This window comes from Vibrio sp. B181a, from assembly GCF_030248375.1.
GTDB classification, from domain to species: Bacteria; Pseudomonadota; Gammaproteobacteria; order Enterobacterales; family Vibrionaceae; genus Vibrio; species Vibrio campbellii.
Genome location: NZ_JAHGAD010000027.1, coordinates 64,917 through 71,981, shown reverse-complemented (window position 1 = coordinate 71,981; position 7,065 = coordinate 64,917). Strand labels below are relative to the sequence as shown.

The 7,065-nt window shown below is 45.3% G+C and carries 6 protein-coding genes; 1 reads left to right on the top strand and 5 read right to left on the bottom strand.

From position 1 onward, the window contains the following. Positions 1-93: 93 nt before the first annotated feature. From KIO97_RS13595 to yccS, 3 genes are all read right to left on the bottom strand, one after another. The gene (locus tag KIO97_RS13595; RefSeq protein WP_285382968.1) at positions 94-360 is read right to left on the bottom strand and encodes a hypothetical protein; all 267 of its coding nucleotides are present in this window, start codon (positions 358-360) and stop codon (positions 94-96) included. A 113-nt stretch (positions 361-473) separates the two neighbouring features. Beyond that, positions 474-635, bottom strand: a complete 162-nt coding sequence (locus KIO97_RS13590; protein WP_005431757.1) for a hypothetical protein — start codon at positions 633-635, stop codon at positions 474-476. Positions 636-895: 260 nt separating this feature from the next. Next, positions 896-3,049 carry a YccS family putative transporter gene (gene yccS / locus KIO97_RS13585; protein ID WP_285382965.1) on the bottom strand — a complete coding sequence of 718 codons (2,154 nt, stop codon included), beginning with the start codon at positions 3,047-3,049 and terminating at the stop codon, positions 896-898. A gap of 293 nt (positions 3,050-3,342) precedes the next feature. Between yccS and helD the strand changes: the two genes are divergently transcribed. Beyond that, the gene (gene helD, locus KIO97_RS13580) at positions 3,343-5,412 is read left to right on the top strand and encodes a DNA helicase IV (protein WP_005431813.1); all 2,070 of its coding nucleotides are present in this window, start codon (positions 3,343-3,345) and stop codon (positions 5,410-5,412) included. Positions 5,413-5,497: 85 nt separating this feature from the next. Here helD and KIO97_RS13575 read toward each other — a convergent pair whose 3' ends face one another. Continuing rightward, complete coding sequence (locus tag KIO97_RS13575) at positions 5,498-5,953, bottom strand: methylglyoxal synthase (RefSeq protein WP_005431754.1); 456 nt, start codon at positions 5,951-5,953, stop codon at positions 5,498-5,500. A 65-nt stretch (positions 5,954-6,018) separates the two neighbouring features. Further along, a complete protein-coding gene (gene torT / locus KIO97_RS13570; protein ID WP_285383166.1) occupies positions 6,019-7,047 on the bottom strand; it encodes a TMAO reductase system periplasmic protein TorT in 1,029 nt (342 codons plus the stop codon). Between the last annotated feature and the right edge of the window lie 18 nt (positions 7,048-7,065).

Genomic DNA, 7,065 nt, shown 5'->3' with positions numbered 1-7,065 from the left:
ATGGTTCATAAATCAACGAAAGAGGGTAGAAAGTGGCCGAATGAAGCAAAGAAATGGATAAACTTGGATAAATGATGAGAGGTGAAGAAATGACTAAACGTGGATATCGAGCAGGCTGCCAATCACTTCGTTGTTCTTATCTACAACAGAGGCGCCGATACGGTTGTAGCTTGCCGCTTGAGTTAGATTGACGAGAGGCTTGATTGGATTGGCTGGTAATTCAGAGGCAACCTTATTAAACGCTAGCTCGTTGTCTTTGACGAGATCCACTTTATTGAAGGTCAAATCGTTTTCTTTAACAAAGTCTTGTTGGATTTCATGCGCGGCACCTTCAGCCATCTTCTGCGACAGCTGAATCATATTATATCCGGACTGAATTCCCGATACTGGCATGTTAATCCTCTCACTTGTTATGCTTTTGTTAGCATAGGAAGTGTTGTTATTTCGCGCAAGTTCTTTTACTCAATGTTTGATTAAGCAAACAGTTTTGACAGCATCTCGCGTTCTTCACTTGATAGTAAAGGGCTTTCTTTTTTATGAAGAGAATGGTTAATGTCACCTTGTAGTGATTTCAGCTGAGCAGCAGTCAACTCATTAATCTTCTTTCGTAACTCATTAAATTGTTGAGTAGTCATCTCGACCTCCTCACGTTTCTTGGGCTTCTCCTTCATTAACCCACCTCAGCGACCTTCATGGTCACAATCAAACAGTGTTCTAATATGGTTAGAATAGGTTTTGGATGGTGATTTTTTGTCCGAGAAATGTCAGGTGGTATCAAGTGACGTGTAAGAATATTCTTATGAATAAGTCCCGTAATCATAAAGGGGTAGAATCATAGTCTACCCCTTTAATATGCGAAGCCGGTTCAATAGTCTTAGTGAGACCACAGGCTGAGTTAGTTCACGCGAACGGCAAACTTAGAGGCGAGCGAATGTAACTCCGGAAGCATGCGATAAATAAGATGCAATTGCTGAAGTACCATTCGAGCTGAATGATCGTCCTCGTCGCGCCATTCATTCAAGCGCTGCTCCAAGTTCGTATCGTTAATTGAGGATAAATCGCATTCTTCACAATGTTGATGTAATTGTTGGTGAAGCACATCTAAATGCTGGTGGATACAACGGTGTGCATCAAGCACCAATTGATGGATGGCCTCATCTTCTATTCTTGTGCGGTGTGCGCCAAGAGCAGAGATGTAGCTGAGCATGGCATGGTTAAGCGTTAAGAAGCGAAAACTCTCATCCACGGCGGTTCGATACTTACCAGGTTCTGCCAGCATCGTACTGATCGCGGAAGAAAGGTTTGCATCGTTATTGTGTGCCTGTCGACGGGCGATTCGGTAACTTAAGTTATCTTTCTTACCAATTCGGTACTGGCCAATGATTTGACCCAGATACTGTTTGTTTGCATCTATCGCATCTGACATGACCTTGTGTAAACGTTTTGATTGCCAATCGGGCAGAATGACCATGACCGCGCCAACGGCCAGCACACAGCCAATCAGTGTATCTGCAAGGCGAGGAAGTACTACCGCATAACCTTCGCCCAGTTGGTTGAACAGGAAAAGCACTAATAGAGTGATAAAACCCGTCGCATAGCCGTAGTTGTTGATTCGGAAAGCAAAGAACATCACCCCAGAAACCACAATAAACACCAGTTGGCTTTCTTGTGAAGGGAAGAAAGTAAGAAGCGGCACACCAATCAGTAAGCCCGCCAATGTGCCTATTACACGCGCTGTGAGCTTTTGTCTTGTCGCACTATAGTTTGGTTGGCAAACAAACAACGTGGTAAGCAGAATCCAGTAGCCACGATCAATGTCGAAGGCTTGGATGATCCCGTAGCCCACCGTTAGTGCAATCGACATACGTAATGCATGACGAAACAGCATCGAATCTTTGTGTAAGTTCGCTGAGATACGTTGCCACATCGCTTTAAGCGTATGTGGGTTTGTATCATCTAGCACATCTTCTTCCAAGCGCTCTGCATCTGGGTTGTTAATATTACTAAGCTGTTTCTCTACGGTCGCAAGGTTATTGAACAAGTAGGTCAACTGACTCAGAAGACGCTTCCAGTGTGCTTGTTCTTGCTCTTCCAGGTAACCCAATGAGTTCTGTAATTCGGCTAACGCCAAAATCGACTGGTCAGTGTGGGTGTATTCGTTCCCTAATCGAATCGCTTGAGCAATATCGCGACAAGCCTGAGCTTGAGACTCAAGTAAGTACTTAAAACGGAATAAAACGTCTGAGCGCTCGAATTCGGTGGCCAAATCTTGGTAACGATAGTGGCTTGAGCTAACTCGTTCGTGGATATCTTGTGCGATAAAATAGATATTCAAAAATCGGTCACTTGGGCCATCAATGTGCCCACGCTTAGAGCGGCTTAATAGCGTTGCTTTACAAGCGTTGAGAGCGTTCACTGTAGCCGCATTTAACTTTGCTGCCTCGATACGCATTGGCTGAGGCGTTAAGTTTGTGACTGGGTGAAATAGCTTGGCCTTCGCATCGAGATAATTGGCGATTTGGAGGAATACAGTTGCAAGACTTTGCTGAACAGGTTGAAGTGGCCAGAACATCTGCCAAATCATCGACATGAAATAGTACCAAGCCGCACCAGTGAGAAGCAGGAGCGGTTGAAACCAAATGTTGGTACTTTCATGAGCGCCGAGCATGGTGTAGATAGCGATCAGCAACGATCCAAACGCGATGCTGGCGTATTTCGGGCCGATAGCACCCAGCATGATAAAGCCAAAGGTTGAGACAAACAGCCCGACCGCAAAAGCCCATGGCGTATCAAAGAGAATCTCAATCGAGAAAGCGGCGACGGCGAAACAGATAAAGGTAAGAATCAGTGCTTTGACCCTTCCCGTGAAGCTGTCGTCACTCTCTGCCAATGCAGCCGCGATAACACCTAAGATGAGGGGCGTGATCAATGAGTTTTGTTGAAAGTACCATGCAGGAATCACGACGCCTAATAAGGTAATAAGGATCAGGATACTGTAGTTGATGGTTTTGTTTGCCCAATAGAGGCGAAATTTTAAAGCAGCTTGCACAATGCGCCTTTCGTTGCCGGTGGAAAACGAGAGAATTTTAACAAACTCACTATAGCGCGTTTATGACCTAATTTAATAAAAATCGTCATTTGCTCAGGAAATCAACAGAATTGTCATTGACTTAACGCATCGATAGCGAGCGATAGAGATAATCGTTGTTCACAAATTCAACAGTAATGTGATTTTTAATTAAGAATACCGACAGAAGGCGATTTGTGCCTCATCCATCGCTACAATTTAACCGTCTAAAATGATATAAAACTGGAACTTCTATATCAAAAGGCGCACCTTTCATGCAGCTTACTGCCTCTAATAAAGCACAGTTTTTTATTCAAAATGAGTATTACCAAGTCGAAATAAAAGAGAACAGTGTTTTATTAAGTTCAGTGGGTAGTGAAGAACACATCCCATTTACTATTTGGAATGGCAAAGTGAGCGTTAAACGCGGTCTACTTTGGAGCTCTCTTCAGTTCTTTGCTCATGAGCAAGATGGCAAGCAACAAAGTTGGCTCGTTCAAGGTTTGCCTTGGCCGCATTGTCGTAAGTTTGCGGTTGAAGCGGTACGTCAATATCAAGATTGGCACAATACCCAGTGCCGCAAACTCGCGGAATACCTTCCTAAGTGGGAAGATGAGTTGTATCAACTTAAACACCTTCCGGCTTATCTATCGCATTCAAAAGTTCAAACCTGGGTCGACCAACTCAACAGTGAATTAGTCGAAATCAAAACCAGCTTGGTGGAAGCGAAAATGCGAATGCCCAAGCGAATGGCTGAGATTGAACCGTGGCTTTCAGAGACTTCTCAAACGCTGAGCGAGCGAAATCACGAGTGGCTTGAGAATGAACGCCCGAATTGGGAAGTACTATTTAGCCGGATTGAATCTTCACCATTGAATCTCTCGCAGCAGCATGCCGTGCTTCTCAATGATGATCACAACCTTGTTTTAGCGGGGGCAGGTTCCGGTAAGACAAGCGTATTGACGGCGCGTGTGGCGTATTTACTGCAAAGTCACCAAGCACAAGCGGAAGAGCTTTTGATGCTGGCCTTTGGTCGTGACGCTGCGAAAGAGATGAAAGAACGCTTGGTCGATAAAGTGGGCTTGGCGGCAGAAGGCGTTCGCGTGAATACTTTTCACCAACTTGGTCTGCGCATTTTAAACCAAGTGGAACCTCAGCCGGTAGAAATCAGCCCACTTGCTTTAGATGACAATCAACGTACAGCATGGTGCATCGATTGGCTCAAGAAGCATTGGATGACACCGACTAACTTTAAGCGCTGGCAAAAGCACTTAGATAAGTGGCCGATTGCGTACTTGAAAGGTGATGATGAGCTAGGTAGTCACTCCGAAAACCCGAAATTGATCGCTTGGCTAGACAATCAACTGTCACAGCTTGCTGCGGTTGGCCTGACTAAAAAGCAAGTGCAAGAAAAGCTGGTAAATCACCAAGACTATACGCGCTTGAACAGTGAGCTTGCACTGTGTTGGCCATGCTTTAGTGCGTGGCAAAAGATGCTAAAAGAGACCAATCAGGTGGATTTCCCAACGATGATCAGTCGAGCGACGGATTACGTCAAGAAAGGGAAATACATTTCGCCTTGGCGCTTTATTATGGTGGATGAATACCAAGATATCTCTCCTGACCGTTTAGCGCTTATTGAAGCGCTATGTGAGTCAACAGAGAAGCAAGCGGGAGCAACCTTGTTTGCTGTAGGCGATGATTGGCAGGCAATTTATCAGTTTGCAGGGGCCGATGTGGATCTCACAACGGGCTTCCAAGATCGATTCACACACTCAACCGTGCATCATTTAGACACCACGTACCGCTTCAACAACCAAATCGGTGATGTGGCAAATACCTTCGTCCAAGAGAACCCATCTCAGTTGCCAAAGACTCTAAACAGTCATAAGCAACGTAAGCAGAAGAGCGTGCATACTGCACCAAGCAACCAAGTTGAGAAGATTCTTGATCAGCTCAACCAACAGGCGAAGAAAACCAAATCAGTATTGCTACTGGGTCGTAACCATTACCACAAGCCTGATTTATATGATGACTGGTTGAAGCGATTCCCTAAACTTGAGATTCGCTTTATGACCTGCCATGCGAGTAAGGGTAGGGAAGCAGACTTTGTAATCATCCTATCGGTGGATGAAGGCCAGTTCCCAGCGAAGAAGAAGCAAGCGCATATCGATGGGGCGTTGAGTGAATCGAAAGACAAATATCCGTATGCCGAAGAGCGTCGTTTGTTCTATGTCGCTTTAACGCGTGCTAAAGAGAAAGTTTGGATTACCCATACCGGTGCAGGTTCGGCGTTTGTGCAAGAGTTGGTAAACGGCGATTATCCAATCGTAACTTCAAGATAAAATCTACCCGTGACTTAATTGCAACAAAGGCGATACTGAGTATCGCCTTTGTGTTATTTGCTACTGACAGAGCTGCTAATCGAAATTAAGTGCGTTCTGCTAGGTATGCATCGTAGTCTGGTACTTCAATATCCACTTCTTGGTCGATCAGTGGAGAATTGAATAGGAACTTAGCGGTTGCACGGTTTGTCGCCACAGGAATGTTCCAAACACTCGCAATACGAAGCAGGGCTTTCACATCTGGATCATGTGGAACAGCATTAAGTGGATCCCAGAAGAAGACCAGTACGTCGATATTGCCTTCAGAAATTAACGCGCCAAGTTGTTGGTCGCCGCCCATTGGGCCGCTGATCATGCTCTTGATAGCAAGGCCAGTTTCTTTGCTTAGCATATGGCCCGTTGTGCCGGTCGCGTACAAGAAGTGGCTTTGTAGCTTTTCTTTATTCTCTTTTACCCAACGAAGCAGTTCTGGTTTGCAGTTATCGTGGGCAACCAATGCCACATGCTTGTGTGCTGGCATGGTACGAGTTGTTTTTTGCATTAAGTTATTTCCATCTTTAATGATCTTAAATTCACTACCATCAAATAGAACACATTTTTTGCCAATCAATCAACAGCCTTAACGCTGAAAGTCGGCCTATATTCTGACGGAGATAACGATTCTTCAATTGTGTCGTCATGAAGCGTCTTTGGTGTCAACGGTTTGATCACTGGGGATGCGTGTTCTTCATACGGTTCGTGGCGCAAATAGTGCGTTGCTTGCATCACAGAAAGGCGTCCTTGCTCAACCATTTTGTCAGTTGGAGCGAACAGCACTTTATGACGAAGTAGGCCGCGATAAACACCGTGGCTGAGGTACACAGAAACCAGACCAATGTCTTTGGCCTTGCCCGCACTGCGCAGTTCACTGATGGCGGCCTCGATAGCAACGGCACTACCAACGATATAGTCGATGTCGCCCATATCAATCACGCGCTGAACTAGGTTACGCTGTAACTCCTTGTCGTTGTCGGCCCAGTAAGAGTCAACGATGTTAATGTCGCTGTCTTTGATGGCTTCATAAAACCCTGTCGTTACAGGTTTTGTACCGCCGCGAGTTCTTGGGCCAAGCAGTAGAGCAATATTGGTTTTACCTGAGCCCTTAGGGTGCTTTTCTGCTAAGTATTTGCCAGCTTCGTAGCCCATCCAGTACCAATCAACACCAACTACGCCTTTCAGCAGTTTGGTTTGTTCTTTGTCGAGTTCAAGCTGGTTAACGGTGGCAAAAACTGGAGTATTGCCAACCCAGTTTTTAAGGTTGTGCTCGTAGGCTTGCGGATCGACCGTCCCGAGAATGATTGCATCGGCGCCCCATTGGGTACACAAAGCAAGTTGTTGCTCTTGACGGGTTTTGTTCGGATATCCCCCAGCTTCGAGAACGCGTAGGTCAACACCGAGTTTTTCCGCTTCGGAAACCATTCCATAGTTTACTGATAGCCAGTATGAATCCTTTAAATGAGGGTAAATGGCACAGATTTTTTCTGCAGCAAAGCTTGGCACTGAAGCGAAAAGTGACAATGCGAGTGTAGAATGTGCGAAAATTGTGCGATATGGACGCTGATTTATAACCATGAAATGAAGTTCGTTGGCATAGATTAAGTAAACACTGCAAAA